This window comes from Macellibacteroides sp., assembly GCF_050251695.1.
GTDB lineage: Bacteria > Bacteroidota > Bacteroidia > Bacteroidales > Tannerellaceae > Macellibacteroides > Macellibacteroides fermentans.
The window spans coordinates 1-22,086 of sequence record NZ_JBFWMI010000059.1 but is presented as its reverse complement, the minus strand read 5'-3'; the positions used below and the strand labels follow the sequence as shown (position 1 = coordinate 22,086).

Sequence of the window (22,086 nt, the reverse complement as noted above, 5' to 3'; positions counted from 1 at the left end):
TGCTTGAGTCGCAATCAAGTGTCAAGCGGCTTAAACCGCAATGGGAAACTTGCATGCCTGTAAAACCCAACAACAGCTCGTGAAGCGAACGGGCGCCCCTTTCACCCAAACCTGTCAAATGGCGGCGGATGGTGTCCTGGTCAATGTTTTTGGGCAACTTCAACAAGCGAGAAACCAAGGCGTCAAAGGTGAAATTTTCAATCCGCTTCAAACGGTGAACACCGCACAACGATGCCAACAGGATACTTGAGAGTATTTGAGCTGTACTGAAACGGCTTGCATTGTGCCGGGTGGTTGGAAAAAGATGTTCCAGCCGGCGATAAATGCCACAATGGTTGATAAAATCTGAGGTTACGCTTAACCCTGAATATGACGTTAATTGTTCTGAACTGAACTCTTTCTTTACTGAACCGGCAGTAAATGAGATTTTTTTACTATTTTTGTATTGCATGTGTCGGGTGAGTGTTATTTTTTATTTAACACCTTAAAGATAAATACTTTATCTGACACATGTAACTTTTATTTGAGACTTTTAGGTATTAAGTAAAAAGTATTATCTTTGCCAATGAAATAATTGAAGCAATGGCTAAGCATCCTGCGGTTTTTTTAGACAGAGACGGAACATTGATTGATGATGTAGGTTATATTAAACATTCATCTGAAGTAAGCTTTTATTCGTTTACTTTTGAAGCATTATCATTATTACTGGAGCATTTTTTATTGTTCATTATTACTAACCAATCAGGTATAGCCAAAGGAATTACCACAGAAAAGGAGGTTTCAGAGGTAAACAAACACATCATAAAAAAATTGAAAGAGCAGGATATAGTTATTTCTGATACTTTTTGTTGTCCGCATAATACAGAGGATAATTGTGAATGTAAGAAACCCAGAACGTATTTTATTGACAAGGCTAACCTATTGTACAATATTGATTTAAGTCGTTCTTTTATTATTGGCGACCATCCTTCAGACATTCAGTGTGGATTAAATGCCGGAATTACACCAATTTATTTGTTAACCGGTCATGGTAAAAAACATCAGAATGAAATAAACAAAGGGACTGTTATTTGTTCTAATCTTTTAGAAGCTTCAAAGCATATAATTTTAAAAAATAATCAGATATGAGTAATTTATTGACTGTTTTAAATGGGAAAAATATTATTGTTCCTGAAAACATTGCTAAGTTGTTAACTGAATGCAAGAGTTTTAAAGTGTTCAATACATCCGAAGAATTGGCAGATGCAGCCACCAACGGCAAAGAAAATGTACAATATGAAGTGCAATACGATGTACCAGGGAAAGGAAATTATACAGAGGCAATTGTACAGCGTGTTAAAAATGGAATTTCGGCTAATTATACCGAAGCATACATGCGCCGTAGAGACCCTGATACCATGGTTATTGCCGACAATAATCCAACAGATAAAAAGCGTTTTATTGATAAATACGGGTATGAATTTTCAGGTCTGCAAACCGAAACTTTCGATTGGCTGAAAAAACAAGACCTTGCGGTTTTCTTCTATTTTGCCGGAAGAGAAAATATTGGCTCTTTAGGTATTGCTATTGCTCCTGCCAATGCAGCATTCTTTGCATTGGGTTTGTCGATGTTGCAGGAAATGGTTGCGGTTGACGAATTAAAGATAGGTGCAAAACTGAAATCTGTAATATTTGTGGCTCCCATATTCAGGCATACCCATTTTAATGGGAAACAGGTGGTTGTCCATAACCGCACCGAATCAATTCACGAGCTATATTCCTATAATTTATATCCGGGGCCGAGTGCAAAAAAAGGTCTTTACGGTGTTATGCTGAACCATGCCGAAAAAGAAGACTGGATAATTGCCCATTGTTCGGCAGTTCAATCAATAAGCCCCTACGACAATTTAACCACATTCATGCACGAAGGTGCCAGTGGTGGAGGAAAAAGTGAAATGCACCAGCATATTCTGCGGGAATCTGACGGACGGGTACTATTAGGCCGTAATCTGGTAACCTCAGAAGATAGGTTTATTACAATTCCCCGTTTTTGTTCGTTCAACGCTGTGGCCGATGATATGGCTTTTTGTCATCCTTCGGTACAGAAAAAAGATGGAAAACTCCGTATTATAGATGCCGAAAACGCCTGGTTTGTTCGTGTCGATAGTGTTAAACAATATGGTGATGACCCAACTTTGGAAAAAACAACGATTAATCCTTCTTCTCCGCTATTGTTTTTAAATATTGAAACTACTCCCGGGTCAACTGCTCTGATTTGGGATCATATACAGGATGAACCCGGAAAATCGTGCCCCAATCCAAGGGTTATTATACCCCGAAAAACGGTACCAAATGTTGTCAACAGACCTGTTTCGGTCGACATCAGGAGTTTCGGGATACGCACTCCTGTTTGCTCAAAAGAAAACCCTTCATACGGAATTATCGGGTTGTTTCATGTTTTACCCCCGGCATTGGCATGGTTGTGGCGTTTAGTTGCGCCACGGGGTCACAATAACCCAAGTATTGTGAGTTCGGGCGGTATGGAAAGCGAAGGTATTGGTTCTTATTGGCCTTTCGCTACCGGGAAACGAGTACCTCAAGCCAATATGATGCTCAAACAAATCATTGATACGCCCCGTACAACTTTCACCCTGGTTCCCAATCAAAACATTGGAGTTTGGCAGGTTGGTTTCAAACCGCAGCTTCTCATGCGTGAGTACCTGACACGAAGAGGTGCTGCCCAACTGAAGACCGATCAATATCAGGCCGCCCGCTGCCCGCTGTTAGGTTATGAGTTAAATTACCTTACCCTGGAAGGTTCAAAAATTCCTTCGCGATTTTTGAAAGTGTACAATCAACCTGAAGTTGGTTTCGAGGGTTACGATGCCGGCGCCGAAATGCTTCGTGATTTTTTCAGAACAGAATTACAAAAATACTTAAAGGAAGACTTATTACATACAGGCAAACGAATAATTGATGCTTGTTTGTCAAATGCAAGCATTGAGGAATACAATGAGATTATCCCAATGAGCTACCAATATGAGTATTCATTTAATAAAATAGAAGACTATGAGCAAAGTGGTGATAATAATGGGTTCTAAAGCCGACATTGAGTGGGCTAAGCAAATAAGCAACGTGCTGGAAAGTTTTGATATAAAAACAGTATCCAGAATAGCTTCGGCCCATAAAGTGCCATTAAAATGTTATAATCTGATAAAGGAATATGAAAAGGAAAATGTTGTTTTTATAACCATAGCCGGCATGAGTAATGCGTTAAGCGGCTTTACCGATGCTCAAACGTACTGTCCCGTTATCGCCTGTCCGCCCTATAGCGATAAATTTGGTGGAGCCGATTTGTATTCAAGTATCCGTATGCCATCGGGAGTTGCTCCTATGACCGTTTTAAGTCCCGAAAATGCAGCTCTGGCAGCTGCAAAAATACTGGGCATATCTAACCATGAAATTCAAAAACAAATTATTGATTTTCAGGACAAAAAGAGAAAAGAGTTGGAAGAAGCCGATAATAATCTGGTCAATGAAAAATAACAGCATTAGCCAGGCGGCTCAAATTATCAAAGATGGCGGGCTGGTGGCTTTTCCGACTGAAACAGTATATGGGTTAGGTGCAAATGCACTTAACCCTTTTGCTGTTGCTAAAATATTTGAATTAAAAGAGCGACCATCATTCGATCCATTGATTGTGCACATTGCTTCGTTCGAGGACCTTCACATTTTATCAACAGGTATATGTGAAAATGTAATGCGTTTAGCAAAGCATTTTTGGCCGGGACCTTTGACCATTGTGTTACCCAAATCATCGATTGTTCCGGATATTGTTACTTCCGGGCTCGACACAGTAGGCATTCGCATGCCCAATAATTCCATTGCCCTTGAATTAATAAAACAGTCGAATTGTCCGATAGCCGCACCAAGTGCAAATAAGTTCGGACAGCTTAGTCCGGTAAATGCACATCATGTAAAAAAACAATTACCCAATGTCGATTATGTGTTGGATGGAGGCAATACATCTGTGGGAATAGAATCAACAATTGTTTCGATTGAAGGCGATACCTGTCGCTTATTACGTCCGGGCTTTATTACATTGGAAGATATTGAAAATGCTCTTCCGGATATTTTTATTTTCAACAGTACCAGGCCTGAAAAATTAGTTTCTCCGGGCTTGCTGAAAAGCCACTATTCACCCAAAAAACCTCTTTATATTTTAAATGAGCCATTAAGGTAAGAAGTAATATCCCTATCTTTGCCGCTCATTTTAAAATTAGAATTATGAGTGAAATTTCCAACTGTCCGAAGTGCAACATGGACAACACCTATTTTGATGGCACAACCAATGTTTGTCCGGATTGTAGTTATGAATGGTCTGAAAATGATGTGCAGGAACACGTTGAAGTTGCAAAAGACAGCAACGGCGCCCTTTTGGAGGATGGCGACTCGGTTACGGTTATCAAAGATTTAAAAGTAAAAGGTTCGTCCATGGTTATCAAGCGTGGAACCAAAGTGAAAAGCATACGACTTACAGAAAATCCGGAAGAAGTAGATTGCAAGATCGACGGAAGCAGCATTGTCCTTAAGACTTGCTTTCTAAAAAAATGATGCATCACAATCCAAATAAAAGCCCCGGGGTGTACTAAATACACTTTGGGGCTTCATTATTTTGAGAACAATGACTCTATCATATGCCTTAATGCTGCTCCGGGAGAGTAGAGTAACATCCGGGGACCGGCATAACGCATCACCTGTTTCATCTTTTCGCGCATTTGCGGCTTGTAACAATGTACCGTACACTGTTTACAAGCCGTTTTATTTTCGCCGAATGGGCATCTGTCCAACCGGGCAAAGGCATATTCCATCAAGGCTTTGCATGAATCGCAAAGCTCTTGGTTCTTTTCCTTTTTTCGGCAATACAGCCGTATCATCAGCTCGGCTGTCCTCTTTTCTCTTTCTATTTGGGGAGAAGACATTTTATTTATTCCGGTCCAGATTCATTACCTTAAGTACAAATATACTGCTGGGCACTTCGAAGGCATCCTTTATACATTGGGTTACAGCCGACATGGTTTGGTCGAATTCTCCAAAAATATGGGTGGACATGCTGTTCGGTTTTACAGTAATAGCCGGATTAGCTTCCAATGCTGCAATAAATTTCTTGATGGTAGGTTTATAATCTTCCAAAAGTGGGTAATAGCTTATTTCAATTGATACTTTCATATTCGTTTCTATTTTGCTTGGTTGTTGAAATCCAAAATTACAAAAACATTCGCTTTAACCGGACGTTTTTTATTATTTTAATAATGATTCCGAATATCGCGGCTAGCGGAAAGCTAACCTCAACCTCTCTATCAACTAATACGTATCCTTAGGGATTCTAATTTTTTGAGTACGAACAACTATTCGTTTGACAATTGTGTACTTTGCGTTTGTCATATGTTCAACGCAAGGTATACAATTGTTGACTTTGCGTTGAACAGCTGTCAAACGAATAGTTGCCTTAAGTATTTGAAATAGTTTATATACGTGTTACAGATACTTCATCGTTAGAAGCGGACTAATTATAAGTAGGATGAGAATATTATGATGTTTATAAACAGATTTTACAGCCCCTGCAATATCTGAGTTTTCTTTCCAACTCCTGTAATTAGAACCTTTTGCTGAGCTCTGGTAATTGCCACATAAAGCAAAGAACGAAGCGTAAGCAAATAGTTTTTTGGGGCATAGTTCGGTCATTCACTGATGAACAAAGGGTGTAAATGAAGGCTTTATCTCTGTATTCCACGAACTTGTAAAAAGCATTGTATACCGACGCGTCTTTAAAGCGGAAAGTTGCCTTAATGTATTCGATGGCAGACTGCATCACTACGTATGCCTGTTATAGCGGTAGCATTAGATTTTAATTTTAAGAATGAAACTTATGCGATTGTTTCCAATTGTTCTATCCAGGAATTAAATCGCAAACATTTTAGTCTGATTGTGTCCAGACCTGTATCTGATGCTAAACAAGCACCAAAAACGACCTTCGAATACCCCGGTATTAATCTCTCCAACCGCTTCGAAGGGGCCGTAGCAGAACCATTATTTATATCTTCAGGATTTGGAAATGCGTTTATTATCCCTTCAATTTCAGACAATTTAGCTTCTGCAGGTTCGAAATTGCTGGTAAATACATCCATTTTACAAAACAACAACCCCTCGAATTCGTGCAACTGGATATAGGGTATAAAACGTTTACGCAATTCCGCTGGCAGATCGCTACGCATTGCCTCTTCAAGAAAACCGATTCGATCACTTTTATCTGTGATGCTTTTTGCTTCCTGCCAGCCAGGATAGTTGTAAGAGTCCTTTACTCCGTAGTAATCAAAAAAGGTAGTAACATACGCTGTTTCATCCTGTTTGAGGTGCATCTCTATCTGTTTTTTCAATGTATTCCAGGCAACAATTCCACCGTGGCTGGATTTAATGGTAGGTGTTTCGATATATATATCTTTTGCGGAAAAGTAAGGATACAACACATCTTTACAAAATTCCTGTTCGGTAGGCCCTTCATTTATGATAATAATCCGCTTCATTTTGGTTGCCCCCCTTTGATAATATTTTGTTTCCACAGATCGCCCAGCGTATACTCATCCAGCCACATAGAAAGTTCCGTGTCCGACAAACGCCTTAAGGTAGTTTCGCCATTAACCTGATTAACGGTAATAACATCCTGGGGTTCGAACAGACTCACCAGATCGGTACTTTGCGTTGCAATAATAACCTGTGTACCTTTGGCTGCCACCGATTTTATCATCCCGGCCAGTTTTTGAATAGCAAAAGGATGGAGCCCTAGCTCTGGTTCATCAATAATTATAGAGCCAGGTAAAGTTGGTTGCATAAAAAGGGTAGTCAGGGCAATAAATCGCAACGTCCCATCCGACAAGTCCGAAGGACCGTAAACAGTCGAACTGTATTTATCTTTCCATTGCAACCGTATGGTTGGGGATGCACCGGGATGGAAATAAAAGTCCGAAAAATAGGGAGCGATACTCTGAATCATTTTCAAAATACGCTTATAAACGATGGGATGATTGTTTTGGACATTCCACAAAAAAGCGGCCAGATTATCTCCTTTCTCATAAAGGTAATACACATCGTTCTGAATGTTACTGTCTTTGGCAAAAGGGGAGTTCTTCCCGGTATCGTGAAAATGATATTTCTTAATATCCGTGAGATATTTTTTAATAAAGTCGCCCCTTTCCAAATCAGTGTGGTATTTAATCTGTGCCTCACTCTTTAAGGCATTAATCTCTACTTTGCGCCCGTTAAACTCTAACTGCTCATTTAGAAATACAAAATTATCGTCTCCTTTTTTTACTGTAAAAGAATAAGTGTCTTGATCAAAGTAGATGTTTGCATTTATGTTTTCTGTCACCTTACTCCCTTTGTGCAGAATCTTGTCCATTCCTCCATTAAGTGCCACAAATTCGTTCAGATTCTGCTCATAAAGGCGATTCAGAAACTCAAAGAAGGACAGAAAATTACTTTTTCCTGACCCGTTGGATCCAATCAGTACATTGATTTTGTTCAAATTGATATCCAGTTCTTTGAAAGATTTATACCCTTTTATACAAATTCTATCCATACTCTATTATTCTTTACTACAAATATATACGAAATTCACGATTATCCGGCTTTTATTTAAGTCAAATAGCTAATAAACGCTATTTATAAGCTATTTGACTTAAATTTCCGAAATGAAACGTTTTTCGAAATGCGCCCGTGCCTGTTTGTAATCTTCCACACGGTCGCATTATCTCCAGCAATAATAACTCTTTTTGAAATTCGTTTAAGCATGGCCAAAAGATTGGGTATTGCCATCATACTACATTCATCAATTATGATATTGTCGAATTGACAATTTCCCAGATTATTGTCTAAAATAGCTCTCGATGATGTAGAAAAAACAACGTATGCATTATGAATATGCTTCCTTAATTCTTCCATAATCTTTATTTCATTTTCATTGATTTGAGATATCACTTTTGCTTTTTCATTTTCATCGTTCAAGTCCTCATATTTCTTTCTTAATTTTATGAGCTTATTCAACTTCTCTCTTAAAAAAATCAGGTATAAATTCTCTTCAGGAAAAATTAAATCATTTTCTCTCAGTTTATCATCGCTTACATGGCCAATCCGAATACATTCGCCCCTTTTGAGTGTATAATTGCTATTTATCTTTTTGTAATATTCAACCCTTTCAAGATATTTATGAGTAAGACTATTAACCGCAACATTTGCAATTGAACAAACAAGTGTTCGTTCTTTTGCCAAAGATAAGTTAAGTATTAATGTGGCCAGCAAATGAGATTTGCCAGTACCTGGAGGACCCCAAATATAAGTTGTTGAATAATTTAGGGCATGCATCAAAACTTCGCACTGATTCTTATCAAGATCAAGAGTTATCAATTCATTTTTAAATTCTGTTTTATGAATGGTATTTATTCTATCAATTAAAGATGAGATATTCATATCGTTTAGTATATCCTTTAGTTTGTGCAGAATAAAAGATACGTCTTGCTTTAATTTAACATCCTTGCTTAATAGAGGATTAGCGCATTCGAATGTTACTTTTTCAAAAAGTTGATTATATTCTAATATAGTGACATTTTTTCTATAAGTACCATCAACACAAATAACACGAACACCTTCGGGTAGTTGGATTGTTTCATCATCGTCTTTTTCAATTTTTGCAATGTAAATATAAGGAGATTGATGAACTAGTTTTACATCTTTAAGTGTTATATATTTATTATTTTTAGATTTCTTTGCTTCATTTATTTCATCTTCTAACGATTTGTGAAATAACGAAATATCTAACTTCTGACTTTGATGTGTTTGTAAATCATTTTTTACATTGGTGAATATCTCAGGATGACCACGTTTAAGAGCTTCTAAATTGGGTTTACAAAGCATACCTTTCGTTTTGAAAAACTCTTTTTTGTATACTGTAAGCATTGTTTTAATGATATCCTTATATTTACTGTGTCCGAATATGAGGTTTGCCAATTGAACTGAATTATAAAATTCAGTTTCTTTTTTTGTCTCAATTAGTTTCCGAATAGTATAGAATAGTAACCACTTAGGGTTATTAATGTAGATTTTATCACGATTAATATAGGTAAATTGTTCTGTGTTTTCTGGTGTCATTTCTTAAAATTATATTACTACAAAAGGATTGATTAATGTATTAAATTCAATTGATATTTATGCCTTGGTGTCTGTTCCATTTTTATTCACCACCCGATACACATTGCCTCTTGAAGTGTGTTTTCGGGGGATTTTGTTTTTTTGTAGCAGGCGACCGAAGGTAATCATGCTGGTGTTGCTTAGTTTTACTTTACTTCGCATTTGAATGTATTGGAGTATTTCGATGGCAGGCAGGTATTCGCCCTCTTCGTTGTCAGTGGCCGCGCGGAAGTATTGGTGGAAAAGTTGTTCTTCCAGCGGTAGTTGCTGGAATTGAGCGTTGTTTATGGTGGTGTCTGTTTCTTCTTCCTTTGTGAACCAGTACCGTTCGCCATTACGCAGGGCGGCTATGGCCTGGGCGTAGAGTTGCGGATGTTCAACGGGGTGGCTGTAGTTTATATTTCCTTTTATTTCAATGCAGATATATCTGCGACTACCAGTTGGATCGTTCAGCAAATCGAAGTTATTGCATGTGGCAATAAAGGAGGCATACCGTTGCAGTAAACCCGTACTTCGTTTATAAGGCTGACGGGTATTTAGGACCGGTTTCTGCAACAGGTGCTTCAGAAAACTCTGGCTGGAGCTTTTAATGGAGTCGTACTCGTCTATGTTGATCAAAACAAAGCGATTGAGAGCCAGCTCTGCGTTGCGTTTGTTACTCAGGTCGATGCTATCGGAATAATAGGCTTTCAATTCCGGAGGCAGTAAATTGCGGCACCAGGTAGATTTGCCACATCCCTGATCGCCCACCAGCAAAGGAAGGGTGCTATTGGCATGCAACTGATCCATCTGTTTCCAGTGGGCAACCATGCTGAGGAACCAAATGTAGAAAAGGTCGCGCCAACGGGGATTTGTACAGGTAATGGTATCTGCCAACGTGCGGATCCGATCTTTGCCGTCCCATTCAGGCAGATGATCCAGGTAATCATCGACGGGATTATAAAGCGGTATTTTATTTGAATATACATACCTTTTCACATCGCGGTCCCACACCTCAATCTCTTCCTGATGTGCCATGATTCCTATACCGTTCAGCTCCTCTTCCGTCACAGTTTTGAAGTCAAAATAAAAAGAACTGCGTTCGCGGTACTCCACCTCATCTAATATTATATTTCGACGGAATTCGAAACGCCTTCTCATGAACTCATCCAATTGCACTATTAGTGAACTTACTCTGTGGATGCAGGGTTTTGAACCAAAATTCTTGCCTAATTCGTAAGTATTATTTATTGTGGCCCTTAGTTCCATATCGTATGGTTTAAAGTAAGTATGTGCCGGCACCCATTTTATAACATCTTCTTCGGGTATGCCCGATCGGAAACAATTTTCGGCTAACCTGATCAAGAAAGGCTTTGGATCGTTATCCTTCGTTGGTCCACCGGTACTTTTGAGCGCCTCTTTAAAAGAACTTTCGAATAAAAGGGAAATGATGCGGCTTCGCTCCATCCCCGGCATCATGCGGAGCATAGGTTCAGTTTCCTTTTGAACGGCTTCTCGGTAAGTAAGTTCTGCAGGCATATGCAGCGGTTGATTTATCTTAATAGATACGGCTTCGGGATTAAAATAGAGTTGCGGATCGTAAGAGAATCGGCATCCCCTTTCCAGATCGGGACGTTTAAACTCTACTTGCTTTTGCAGCTGTTCCATATAGTAACTTGCAGCACGTCGGTAAGCATGTGCATGGAATTTCTCTGCAAGGTTACGGCATTGAGGCGTTGAAGCATCTGGAAGTCTGAAAGAGCAGATAATTTTTACACTTTTGCCTCCTGAACCGATAAATGCACACATGGTTTGTAGGGATTCAGCGGCTAGATCGCGGATGCGTTCTGCTTCTTTACTATTTATAAGTCTGTTTACTTCTACCAGTACCAATCCATTGTATCCAGCAAACTGAAGGTTCCCATTTTGTTTGCGGAATGTTGTCGAGAAAACAATAATCGGCAACTTGTCGGCACCGTTACACCTTTCTCTGCCTGAACTTTGTTGTATTTCACTACGAAGGTTGCTCACAGGAGTACCCTTCCCTTCAATTCTCATTGATTCGATAAGCTCAAATAATTCAACACTCTTTTGGGATAATCTATCACTACTGAACCGGGTTATTTTCATGCTAATTAAATTCTTAAGTTAAAAAAAGGTTAAAGATAACTCTTTAATATCAATTATTAACTATTTAGGTGCATCAATTTGAAATTTAGCAGAAATAAAATGGATACTTTTTTGTCTTTTTGTTAAAAGTGAAAGATAATTACGACAAAGTGAAAGATAAAAAGGAGCATCATTCACTAATCACTCTTCTATATATCAACACATTAATACATAATATGAAGAATGAAAGATCATTTAAGAAAAACATTTACTTATGTCTTAGCACTTGCTTTCAAATAAAAATCTTATCTCAGAGTGGAGCATTGATAACTCATTAGACTCTTAACCCAAAGATCTCAATTTCGGGTGTTGCCTCTTCCACTCCACTTATTTCCAAAACCCTGCTTTTGCAGGTTATTCGGGATCCGGGTTGATCCAAAATAAGAAATGCGATTGTGCATAAAAAGAAAAAAGGTCTTGATAATTTACATTATCAAGACCTTTCCGTTGGCGGTCCGGACGGATTTTGAACTAAATCTGTCAGTCCGCTATTATTCAGTGAATTAATATTTCAAAGATACTTATGGGGTACAAATTAGGTTAGCTTTGTTTTCTGCTCTTATTTCTGGCAGTTTTGGCTGCTATTGACACTAATATGTCTGCATAAAACTCAGGTTCAAAGTTACACATTCTTTTTAAATATAAAAGCATATTGATTATTAATATCTTAATGTTAGTGCAAGGTGCAAGTTTATCTATATATAGATACTTGCACCTTGCACTAAAAATTGACTTGTCCTGAAATTTTTTCAGGACAGAAATGTACGTTTATATCCAGAGCACAAAAAGAATCATGTTGGGAATTGATAAAAACAAGTTATATGATTCAGGTATTCTAAAAGATGATTAATGAAATATTGAGAACATCAAAAATAAAATCACAGTAAAACTCATAATTTAAAGGAAAAATCGTAATTTAGTAGCGAAAAGTGGGAAGTGAATGTCTGAAAATGTAGAAATATTATTACAAGCAAGGGATATAAAATCCACAGCTATGCGTATGCTCATTTTAAAGCATATGCTTGGTTTTTCGCGTGCGTTCAAATTATCAGACTTGGAAGCTGTGATGGAAACGGTTGATAAATCTACTATCTTTCGGACTATTACTCTGTTTCACGAAAAACAACTTATTCATAGCATTGACGATGGTTCAGGTGCTATAAAATATTCTGTATGTAGCAGTAATTGTAATTGCAGTATCGGTGACACACATGCTCATTTCTATTGTTTACATTGCTACAAAACTTTCTGTTTGGACAAAGTTGCCGTTCCCGATTTAAAAATACCCGATAACTTGGTTCCTATAAGTATTAATCTCGTTATTAAAGGATTTTGCGAAGAATGTAAAAAGTTTGCAACTTAGTTGCAAGATATTATCTTTATCTTTGCTGCATGAAGATATTCGCAACCATATTAGCATTATACATTTTCTCTCTTTCGATCAATGCATTTGACGGGATTGAATGTGTATGTGAAAAGTACGAGGTTACAGCGAGTATAGACGGAAATCAACAAAGTGGTGATGTCACATGCGCCAACTGTTGTTCTCCTTTTCATTTATGCCATACTTGTTCAGGCTTCATTTTATCTTCAACGGGGCTTATTATAAAACCCGTTATGAGCAATGAGTCTTCAACCCCAGTTTCCCATACTCAACATTTTATACCCGTATTCTACGGGAATATTTGGCAACCGCCTAAAATCGGTTAATTAAACACCTTTTTTAAAGGATAAACTTTACGCTGAACACTTTTATAGTTGTTTGGCGGAGTAGTATATGTGTTCACTAAAGTTGTCAATAATTAAACCGAATGATAAAATGTTCGATAAAATCATTAAATATTCAATAGAGCATAAGCTTGTAATTGGTGTACTAACACTGGCACTGATTATTTGGGGAGCCATATCCGTGGTGCGATTACCTGTGGATGCCACACCCGATATTACCAACAATCAAGTACAAATCATCACGCAGGCTCCTACTTTGGGTGCGCAGGAAATTGAGCAGTTCATTACTACACCTATTGAACTGGCTATGGCTAATATCCCTGATGTGATTGAAAAAAGGAGTATAAGCCGTAGCGGTATATCAGTTATTACTATCGTATTTAAAGACGATGCTGATATATACTGGGCACGGCAACAGATAAGCCAACAATTAAAAGAAGCAGAATCACAAATTCCGCAAGGATTAGGTGAGCCGACTTTAGCCCCCATTTCCACAGGGTTGGGTGAAATATATCATTATGTTATACACACCAAAGAAGGCTATGAAGGTAAATATACCAGTACCGATTTACGTACTATACAGGACTGGATTGTAAAACGCCAACTGGCTGGAACTGAAGGATTAGCAGAAGTTAGCGGTTGGGGAGGTTATGTCAAACAATACGAGATAGCATTAGATAATGACAAATTGGCTTCGATGAATGTTAGTATCGCCGAAATTTACGAAGCTTTGGAGAAAAACAATGAAAACACAGGTGGTAGCTATATAGAACAAGGAAGTAACTACAATTTTATCCGTGGCATCGGTTTGGTGAAAACTTTATCCGACATAGAGCGTATAGTTATTAAGAATACTAATGGCACGCCTATATTAATTAAAGATGTATCTGAAGTACGCTTCGGTACGGCAACACGATACGGAGCTGTTACGCGTAACGGAGAAGGCGAAGTTGTAGCAGGCATCACACTGATGTTGAAAGGCGAAAATTTCTCAAAAGTGATAGCCAACGTTAAAGAACGGATGGAGCAAATTCAGAAAAGTTTACCTGAAGGCGTAGTTATCGAACCTTTCATAGACCGCACAGAATTGGTTGATCGCGCCATCGGAACGGTAGAAAAGAATTTGCTTGAAGGCGGGCTGATTGTCATTTTTGTTCTTGTACTGTTGTTAGGTAATTTTAGGGCTGGACTAATTGTTGCCTCGGTTATACCACTCTCCATGTTATTTGCCGTAAGTCTAATGAATATATTCGGCGTGAGCGGCAATCTAATGAGTTTGGGAGCAATTGACTTTGGGTTGATTGTAGACGGCGCGGTTATCATTGTCGAGGCGATTGTACATCGCATTACCGGAAACAGTCTGTTGTTTAAGGACAAACCTTTGCTTACCCAAGCCGAAATGAACAAAGAGGTATATGGCGCAGCTTCAAAAATCCGAAATACCGCAATGTTTGGAGAGATTATTATTCTTATCGTATATCTTCCTATCTTATCGTTAGTGGGCATTGAAGGTAAAATGTTTAAACCTATGGCACAAACAGTATCATTTGCCATACTCGGAGCATTCATTTTGTCCTTGACTTATGTGCCTATGATGAGTGCACTATTTCTAAGCAGGAAAACCTTTCACAAAGAAAATTTTTCAGACCGTATTATCAACGTTCTGAAACGTTGGTATCGTCCTGTATTGGATTTTAGCTTGCGTTGGAAAAAAATTGTTATTTTATCAATGGTAGCCCTGTTTGTTTTCAGCCTAAGTGTATTCAATCGCTTGGGAGGCGAATTTATTCCCACTTTAGAAGAAGGTGACTTGACAGTCGAAATTAGCATGGTACAAGGAACTTCACTCACACAGGTAATAGAAACTTTCGGCATGGCAGAAAAAATATTAAAAGATAAGTTCCCCGAAGTTAAACAAGCCGTTACTCGAATTGGTAGCGCAGAAATACCTACTGACCCGATGCCTATCGAACGTGGTGATATGATGCTGTCCATGAAACCAAAAGAAGATTGGACAACCGCCCATAGTCGAGAAGAAATGATGGAAGCTATGGAAGAAGCGTTGGAAGCAATTCCAGGTATCAGAGTGGAATTGACACAACCAATGCAAATGCGTTTTAATGAATTGATAACAGGTATTCGTCAAGATGTCGCCATCAAGATTTACGGTGAAGATTTGGAAGTACTTACTTCGCATGCAGGAAAATTGGCTGGTTTGATTAAAAATGTGAAAGGAGTAAGTGAACCATTTGTAGAGAAAGTAACAGGATTGCCACAAATACAGGTACAATATAACCGAGATAGAATAGCAGTATACGGACTCTCAATAAGTGATGTTAATACTGTACTTCGAACAGCCTTTGCCGGGAATGTGGCAGGAGTTGTATTCGAAGGCGACAAACGTTTCGATATGGTTGTTCGTTTAAAAAGCGATTTACGTAATGATTTGAGCAATCTCGAAAATCTCTTTGTAACGTTGCCCTCGGGCAACCACATTCCTCTCAATCAACTTGCTGAAATATCCTATAAAACAGCTCCGGCTCAAATCAGTCATGAGGACGGACAACGCAGAATATACGTAGGTTTCAATGTACGAGGGCGAGATGTGGAAAGTACAGTAGAAGAGATTCATAAGATATTGGATGAGAAATTGAAACTTCCGGCAGGATACTACTATACTTATGGAGGACAGTTCCAAAACCTGAAAGAAGCCAAAGACCGACTGATGATTGCGGTACCAGCTGCGTTATTACTCATATTCGTATTGCTTTTTTTCACGTTCCGTAATATAAAATTAGCACTGCTTATTTTTACCGCCATCCCTCTTTCTGCTATCGGTGGAATATTTGCTTTGTGGCTCCGAGGTATGCCGTTCAGCATCTCGGCAGGTGTTGGATTTATCGCTCTGTTTGGAGTTGCTGTACTAAACGGTATTGTTCTGATAGGTCAATTTAAGCAATTAAAGGAAGAAGGCGTGGAAGATATTTACCAAAGAGTTCGCATAGGAACCGACATTCGATTACGACCTGTTATTATGACTGCATTGGTAGCATCACTTGGATTCCTACCTATGGCTCTTTCTACAAGTGCAGGAAGCGAAGTACAAAAACCTTTGGCAACAGTGGTTATCGGTGGATTAATTACAGCAACTTTACTCACCCTATTAGTGTTGCCTTCGCTCTACATCATATTCGATTCGAAGATTAACTTAAAACACAGAAAAATGAAAACAGGAAAATCTACAGTTCTACCTATAGTCATTTTACTGATTACCATATCTCTTTTTTCTGCTGAAAACGTCAATGCCCAAAGTAAACTTAAATCTTTGCAAGAGTGTATTGATATGGCATTGACTGAGAATCTGCAAATACTTTCGGCAGATTTAGGAATAAAGCAAGCGAAAGCCTTACAAGGGACTGCATTCAATCCCGAAAAAACAGGTGTTGAATTCGCGCAAGACCCCATTATGCCCGGTTTGATTGACAGAAAAATAGGGATCACACAAACATTCGAGTTTCCGACTGTCTACACGAGCCAAAGTAAGATGCTGAAGCAGGAAACCATATTGGCAGAAAAATCGAAAAACATCACTCAAAATGAAATTGTTCGCGAGGTGTCGGAAACATATTACGATATGCTTCATGCGTTGCAAACAGTCAATCTACTACAGCAACAAGACAGTATTTACGCTGATTTTTTGCATAAGGCAACAGCTCGTTACAATACAGGAGAAAGCAGTCAATTAGAAAAAATGAATGCCGAAAGCAAGTATCAGGAGAACCGATTGCAGCTTAATCAGGCTATTTCAAACTTGGCAAATCGTCAGTTGGAAATGCAAAAACTGCTTAATACTGGAGAATCTATATTGCCACAGGAAAGAGATTTGCAAAAAATACCGGATATTGTTTCATTGGATATTGAATCGGTCACTACTAATCCATTAATAGGTCATTACGACCAACAGTTGAATGTAAATATAGCACAAGTAAATGTAGAAAAGAACAAACTGTTGCCAGACATATTTGGCGGATACTACTTTACAGACTCTAAAACTCCCAGTTTTCAGGTGGGAATAAGTGTCCCTCTGTTTTTTGGAGCACAACGTTCAAAAATTAAAGCTGCAAACATAAGAAGCATGCAGATAAGTACCGAAAAGCAGCAGGCTATGCAATCTCTTCAAAATATTTATGCTTTACAATACAATGAGTATCTTAAGGCAAAAGAAAGCCTGACATACTACGAAACCACAGGTGTGACACAAGCCAACGATATGGTGCGGGTAGCAAATGCATCTTACCAGATCGGGGAAATAGGGTATATGGAATATATTCAAAACATGCAAACGGCTATCAATATCAAGTTGCAGTATGCCGATGCCATGAACCGTTTCAATCAGACAATCATCTTGTTAAATTATTTAAAGGGTAATAAGTAAAATGAAAACAACAATAAAATCAATCGCAGCAATCCTTTTATTGATTGGTGTAATAGGCTTTTCCTCATGCAAAGAGAGCAATAAAAAACAAGAGGGAACAACTGTTGAACAAAGTCATTCAGAAGCCATCGAAGTTTCCGAAGAACAAATGAAAGCTGTTGATATCGAGTTGGGAGAAGTAGAAATGAAAAATCTCAACAGCGTTGTTAGAGCCAACGGACAAATGGCTTTACTTCCACAAAACAAAGCGGAGGTAACGTCTTTAGCGGCAGGTATCATTAAACAAATAAACGTTATTGAAGGAAGTTCAGTTAAAAAGGGACAAACTGTCGCCATGTTAGAAAACCTTGAAATCGTTAAGATGCAAGAGGCTTATCTCGCTCAAAGACAAGAATTGGCATTTAGTCGCCAAGAGTACGAACGCCAACAGGAATTAAGCAACCAAAATGCAGGGACAGGAAAAGTCCTTCAACAAGTAACATCCAAATATGAAGCGGACAAAGCTCGACTTACAGGTCTTGAAACTCAGTTGCGGCAACTAAATATAAATCCGCAATCGGCGGCAACAGGACATTTTGTGACACAAATTCCCATTGTTGCCCCTATCAACGGAGTGGTTGGGGAAATTCGTATTAAAACTGGAAGTTATGCAGATATGCGAACACCTCTGATGGAAATTACAGATAATTCGCAAATACAGTGTAATATTCAGATATTTGAAAAAGACTTCTCCAAAGTAAAAATGGGGCAAGAGGTTGATGTTTTGCTCACAAACTTGGATAGAAAGCCTGTTATAGGAACGGTTTACAGTATTAACCAGTCATTCGAGAATGACAGTAAATCTATCACAGTTCATGTAAAATTAAAAAATACTGCAACAGAAAAATTTCTTCCTGGAATGTATGTTACAGCCCTGATTAAAACCGGCAACAGTTATGTTAAAACTGTTCCTGTTAGTGCTGTGGCTAATGCCGAGGGCAAGCAATTTATCTTTATATTAACTGGGATAGAAGAAGGATGTAATGACCCGAAATGCAAAGAAAAATGTGATAGTGATGCAAAAAATTATCAGTTTAAGAAAATTGAAGTCATCACAGGAACAACTGATTTAGGCTACATAGAAATTAGACCTTTAGATGGTATTGCCGAAAATGCTAAAATCATATCGAAAGGAGCATTTTATGTGATGTCTAAAATAAGCGGTGGAGAAGAAGAGGAAGAATAATCTATAAATATAATGATATGAAAAAGGAAAAGACGGAAGTTACAAAGAATGGATATACCTGTTCATGTGACAAAGAAAAACAGGAAGAAAGCTCACCAAATAGAGCATATATTCGGGCAGGAATATCTTTTGGTTTACTGATTTCGGGAATTTTATTTTCTGCATTCAATCTAACATTCTTTGAAAATCAGTGGATAAGGCTTGCTTGGTATCTTTTAGCTTATATTCCTGTCGGTGTTCCGGTTATATTAGAAGCATGGGAAAGCATGCTCAAAAAGGATATTTTCAGTGAATATACTTTAATGAGTATTGCAACCATCGGAGCATTTTTGATTGGCGAATACCCTGAAGGAGTTGCCGTAATGTTATTCTATGCGGTCGGTGAACTTTTTCAAGACAGTGCCGTAAATCGTGCCAAAAGAAATATCAGCGCATTGCTTGATGTCCGCCCCGAAACAGCAACAGTAGTAAAAGGTGATTCATTGGAAACAGTTTCGCCCGAAGATGTAAACATTGACGATGTTGTGGAAGTAAAAGTAGGCGGCAGAGTTCCACTTGATGGTGTTTTGCAAAACGAATCTGCCTCCTTCAATACTGCTGCACTTACGGGAGAGAGCGTTCCTCGCACAATTCGCAAAGGAGAAGAAGTTTTGGCTGGAATGATCGCTACCGATAATGTTTCAAGAGTTATTGTCACCAAACCATTTGGGCAAAGTGCTTTAGCTCGTATTCTCGACCTTGTTCAGAATGCGACAGAGAAAAAAGCTCCTGCCGAACAGTTTATCCGAAAATTTGCTCGGATTTACACACCGATAGTAGTAGGATTGGCAGCATTAATAATTCTTATGCCGTGGCTATACTCATTTATTTCGCCTGAATTTACATTCACATTCAATGAGTGGGTATATAGGGCTTTGGTATTCTTGGTTATATCATGTCCTTGCGCATTAGTAATAAGCATTCCCCTTGGATATTTCGGAGGTATAGGAGCCGCTTCAAGACACGGTATATTATTTAAAGGAAGTAACTATTTGGAAGCCATAACGAAAGTTAATACGGTTGTTATGGATAAAACAGGAACATTGACTCAAGGTGTTTTCAGTGTTCAGAAAATTTCTTCTATCGGCGATATTAATGAAGATGAACTGTTGAAAATCGTAGCATCAGTTGAAACTCAAAGTACACATCCTATTGCAAAGGCTGTTGTAGAATACGCAAATCAGCAAAAAGTGAATCTTGATAAAGCTGAAAATGTTAAAGAGATTGCAGGTCACGGCTTGGAAGCTACTGTTGCTTCAAAAACGGTGTTAGTAGGAAATGCAAAACTTCTAACTAAAAATCAAATCGAATTTCCGGTAGAAATAGCATCAATTCCCGAAACGATAGTTGTTTGTGCCATTAATGGTGCTTATGCTGGATACATCCTTGTTGCAGATGCTCCAAAAGAAGATGCAAAGAAAGCAGTGGATTCACTCAAAGAGTTGGGTGTAAAAAACATTGTCATGCTGTCAGGAGATAAGCAGGCAATCGTATCGAAATTGGCTTCGGAGCTTAACATTACACAGGCATTTGGCGACTTACTACCTGAAGGGAAAGTAGAACATGTCGAAAAACTAAAAACCGATCCAACGAATAATATAGCTTTTGTTGGTGATGGTATTAACGATGCACCTGTATTAGCAATGAGCGATGTAGGTATAGCAATGGGTGGATTGGGGAGTGATGTCGCCATTGAAACTGCGGATGTAATATTGCAAACAGATCAACCAAGTCGCATTGCCACAGCTATTAAAATAGGTAAAGCTACACGTAGGATTGTAATTCAGAATATCAGCCTTGCATTTGGGGTAAAGTTGGTTGTCCTGATCTTAGGAGCAGGTGGCATAGCTACACTTTGGGAAGCGGTTTTTGCTGATGTAGGTGTATCTCTGTTGGCTATACTAAATGCAGTAAGAATACTTAAAATGAAGTATTAATCATGCTCAATTTACAGTGTCTCTTTATGAATACGTCAATATTGTAATTAATATCCAAAGTAGTTCATGAGTAATATAACCTTGTTTTACCATAAAGATTATAGGTTAGAGTTCTGCGTTGGGTGAAAGTAAAGTGCAGAATTATGATTCAATTTATTTATAGTCTCAAAAAAGAGGTTGATGTGAAAGTTGAGCAAATCGAATGCTCGGAAGTCAGCGTGATTACAAAGTCATTGGAGGCATCGCGTGTGCTTGCTGATGCATTCAAACAGTTGAAACTATTTGTCTTGTCACATAACTTTAAGAATGATGATGACGAAATTTCATTTTTTAAAGAAATTAAGCCCAGATTGTGCTTTCGTTTAATATACTATCGTAAAGTTTACAATATCGAAATGAATCGACCCATAGGTATAGATAAACAACGGGAGTATCTATGTGATATCTTGAATGACATAAATAAATATAACTCTAAACGACTTGACTTTATACGATATTACCGTTCGGGTTCCACCCATCTGGACGCTCTATACTTTTTGCGGGATAGTACAGATGCAGAACAATACCTCGAAACGTTCTTTCATGAGCTTGATCCTAAATTTTCCACAAATTGCGATTTCAAAGTAGCAAAGATTTTGTCAAATGATATGCTTTCTGCCTATCTTATGCAAGAAATAGAATTGTTGAATGATAATGGAATGAGAGCCGGTTCTTTTAACTTTCCTACCACTAAAAAAACGTGGAAAGGAAGCAAAGCTGAATTACAAGAACAGATCTATGCTTGGGATAGTGCCGGAACATTTGGCGATGTTCCTCTCACTCAACTTTACGATTACATCCAAAATGTATTCAATATCCAGTTGGATACGAACCTTTCACGTACTTTTGGCGATTTAAAAATACGGAATGCCCCTACACCGTTTCTTGAAAAATTGAAAGACGCCTTATTACGGCGTATGGGAAGAAATTAACCAATACCGAGTGTATATATTAATTAAGAAGTACCCCACATTTCAATCGAAAAGTGGTTCTTCGTCAAATTTGGTGCAAAATAACGGTTCTTAAACAACCAGTATAATTGACTTATTGTGTTGATATACAGGCAAATAAATAACAAAAAGCTAGTATAATAGAATTATTTTTATTATCTTTAAAGGTCTGACACTAAAGGATTTAAAGATGATTGACAACACTAGCCAACCCAAAGATAATAACTTTTTTATAAACAAACATTCGCTCCAAGCTATTTTTGGAATCCCAGGTGTTGTATTCTATGATTCCGTTATAAGTGATAATTTGATTCTTCTATCTGCCCGTCTTAAAGACAAGACAGCAAAATGTATCTGTTGCGGTAA

The 22,086-nt window shown here is 38.2% G+C and carries 17 protein-coding genes; 10 read left to right on the top strand and 7 right to left on the bottom strand.

Features of this window, described 5'->3' with window-relative positions; all coding sequences use genetic code 11:
• The coding region (locus AB7E53_RS09905) for a hypothetical protein (RefSeq protein WP_446775432.1) at positions 1 to 451 on the bottom strand (451 nt) is incomplete at its 3' end.
• Positions 452 to 582: 131 nt separating this feature from the next.
• Here AB7E53_RS09905 and AB7E53_RS09900 point away from each other — a divergent pair.
• Genes AB7E53_RS09900 through AB7E53_RS09880 form a run of 5 tightly spaced genes read left to right on the top strand, consistent with a single transcriptional unit; the run spans position 583 to position 4,593 of the window.
• Positions 583 to 1,128 (top strand): D-glycero-alpha-D-manno-heptose-1,7-bisphosphate 7-phosphatase, encoded by a 546-nt coding sequence (locus AB7E53_RS09900; RefSeq protein WP_436416757.1) that lies wholly within the window; start codon positions 583 to 585, stop codon positions 1,126 to 1,128.
• Positions 1,125 to 3,080, top strand: coding sequence for a DUF4914 family protein (locus AB7E53_RS09895; protein ID WP_024996208.1), 1,956 nt, complete (start codon positions 1,125 to 1,127; stop codon positions 3,078 to 3,080). Before AB7E53_RS09900 ends, AB7E53_RS09895 begins: the two co-directional genes overlap by 4 nt.
• Entirely contained in the window at positions 3,049 to 3,525 is a 477-nt protein-coding gene (locus AB7E53_RS09890; protein ID WP_024996209.1) for an AIR carboxylase family protein, read from the top strand. The genes AB7E53_RS09895 and AB7E53_RS09890 overlap by 32 nt, the downstream gene beginning before the upstream one ends.
• Positions 3,515 to 4,222: an L-threonylcarbamoyladenylate synthase gene (locus AB7E53_RS09885; RefSeq protein WP_446775430.1), complete on the top strand. Its 708-nt coding sequence runs from the start codon at positions 3,515 to 3,517 to the stop codon at positions 4,220 to 4,222. Before AB7E53_RS09890 ends, AB7E53_RS09885 begins: the two co-directional genes overlap by 11 nt.
• A 44-nt stretch (positions 4,223 to 4,266) precedes the next feature.
• Positions 4,267 to 4,593, top strand: coding sequence for a zinc ribbon domain-containing protein YjdM (locus AB7E53_RS09880; protein WP_179400384.1), 327 nt, complete (start codon positions 4,267 to 4,269; stop codon positions 4,591 to 4,593).
• A 56-nt stretch (positions 4,594 to 4,649) separates the two neighbouring features.
• On the opposite strand, the gene AB7E53_RS09875 is transcribed toward AB7E53_RS09880, so the two are convergent.
• The 6 genes from AB7E53_RS09875 to AB7E53_RS09850 form a co-directional block, all read right to left on the bottom strand.
• Positions 4,650 to 4,961, bottom strand: coding sequence for a nitrous oxide-stimulated promoter family protein (locus tag AB7E53_RS09875; protein WP_446775428.1), 312 nt, complete (start codon positions 4,959 to 4,961; stop codon positions 4,650 to 4,652).
• A gap of 1 nt (position 4,962) precedes the next feature.
• Positions 4,963 to 5,208: a hypothetical protein gene (locus AB7E53_RS09870; RefSeq protein ID WP_068184918.1), complete on the bottom strand. Its 246-nt coding sequence runs from the start codon at positions 5,206 to 5,208 to the stop codon at positions 4,963 to 4,965.
• Positions 5,209 to 5,906: 698 nt separating this feature from the next.
• Positions 5,907 to 6,563 carry a DUF4276 family protein gene (locus AB7E53_RS09865; protein ID WP_446775426.1) on the bottom strand — a complete coding sequence of 219 codons (657 nt, stop codon included), beginning with the start codon at positions 6,561 to 6,563 and terminating at the stop codon, positions 5,907 to 5,909.
• Positions 6,560 to 7,615: an AAA family ATPase gene (locus AB7E53_RS09860; protein WP_446775424.1), complete on the bottom strand. Its 1,056-nt coding sequence runs from the start codon at positions 7,613 to 7,615 to the stop codon at positions 6,560 to 6,562. Before AB7E53_RS09860 ends, AB7E53_RS09865 begins: the two co-directional genes overlap by 4 nt.
• A gap of 83 nt (positions 7,616 to 7,698) precedes the next feature.
• The gene (locus AB7E53_RS09855) at positions 7,699 to 9,180 is read right to left on the bottom strand and encodes an AAA domain-containing protein (protein ID WP_446775422.1); all 1,482 of its coding nucleotides are present in this window, start codon (positions 9,178 to 9,180) and stop codon (positions 7,699 to 7,701) included.
• Between the two features lie 57 nt (positions 9,181 to 9,237).
• Positions 9,238 to 11,328 (bottom strand): BT4734/BF3469 family protein, encoded by a 2,091-nt coding sequence (locus AB7E53_RS09850; RefSeq protein WP_446775420.1) that lies wholly within the window; start codon positions 11,326 to 11,328, stop codon positions 9,238 to 9,240.
• Positions 11,329 to 12,307: 979 nt separating this feature from the next.
• Between AB7E53_RS09850 and AB7E53_RS09845 the strand changes: the two genes are divergently transcribed.
• From AB7E53_RS09845 to AB7E53_RS09825, 5 genes are all read left to right on the top strand, one after another.
• Complete coding sequence (locus tag AB7E53_RS09845; protein ID WP_446775418.1) at positions 12,308 to 12,730, top strand: Fur family transcriptional regulator; 423 nt, start codon at positions 12,308 to 12,310, stop codon at positions 12,728 to 12,730.
• A 456-nt stretch (positions 12,731 to 13,186) separates the two neighbouring features.
• Positions 13,187 to 17,530: a CusA/CzcA family heavy metal efflux RND transporter gene (locus AB7E53_RS09840; protein ID WP_446775416.1), complete on the top strand. Its 4,344-nt coding sequence runs from the start codon at positions 13,187 to 13,189 to the stop codon at positions 17,528 to 17,530.
• 1 nt (position 17,531) lies between these two features.
• Positions 17,532 to 18,755 (top strand): efflux RND transporter periplasmic adaptor subunit, encoded by a 1,224-nt coding sequence (locus AB7E53_RS09835; RefSeq protein ID WP_446775414.1) that lies wholly within the window; start codon positions 17,532 to 17,534, stop codon positions 18,753 to 18,755.
• A 17-nt stretch (positions 18,756 to 18,772) separates the two neighbouring features.
• Positions 18,773 to 20,731 carry a heavy metal translocating P-type ATPase gene (locus AB7E53_RS09830; RefSeq protein ID WP_446775413.1) on the top strand — a complete coding sequence of 653 codons (1,959 nt, stop codon included), beginning with the start codon at positions 18,773 to 18,775 and terminating at the stop codon, positions 20,729 to 20,731.
• 143 nt (positions 20,732 to 20,874) lie between these two features.
• Positions 20,875 to 21,702, top strand: coding sequence for an RteC domain-containing protein (locus tag AB7E53_RS09825; protein WP_446775411.1), 828 nt, complete (start codon positions 20,875 to 20,877; stop codon positions 21,700 to 21,702).
• Positions 21,703 to 22,086 lie beyond the last annotated feature (384 nt).